Annotated in this window: 1 protein-coding gene; it reads left to right on the top strand. The window is 48.4% G+C overall.

Annotated features, from left to right (window positions below):
- Nucleotides 1-539, top strand: a 539-nt coding sequence (locus tag AB4185_RS21650) for a cadherin-like domain-containing protein (protein ID WP_372135917.1), incomplete at both ends; no start/stop codon positions are given.

Genomic DNA, 539 nt, shown 5'->3' with positions numbered 1-539 from the left:
ACGTTTACGTTTACCCCAGAAAAAGACTACAACGGCGCGGTGCACTTTAGCTATGACGTCAAAGATGCACACGGTGGTGTAACACACACCGGCGCAACCACCAACTTAGCTGCGGTTAACGACAACCCTGATGTGACGCCTTTAACCGACAGTGTCAGTGAGGGGGCCGATAATCATCACACCCTCAATCTGCTAGTAGGTGCCACAGATAAAGACGGCGACGCTTTAACTATCAGTCACCTTGAATATGCCATCGATGGCCAACCTCAGTCGGGCCAACTTCCAACGGGCATTACCTTAGATGCTGATGGGCATACGTTAATTGTTGATGCCACTGATCCCGCATTTAACCATTTGGCCAATGGTCAGTCGCAACAAATCGCTATCACTTATCAAGTAGAAGATGGCCATGGTGGAAGTACGCAACAAACCGCCACGCTTACCATTGCCGGGACAGATGATAAAGCCACACTGGTTTCTAATGTCATTCAGCTCACTGAAACACAAGCGCTGGATAGTGAATTTAAATCCTATAGAGG

Origin of the sequence: Vibrio sp. 10N.286.48.F5 (assembly GCF_041469785.1) — a bacterium.
GTDB lineage: Bacteria > Pseudomonadota > Gammaproteobacteria > Enterobacterales > Vibrionaceae > Vibrio > Vibrio crassostreae_C.
Note: the sequence above shows the minus strand (reverse complement) of the source record. Positions and strands in the feature narration are given on the sequence as shown.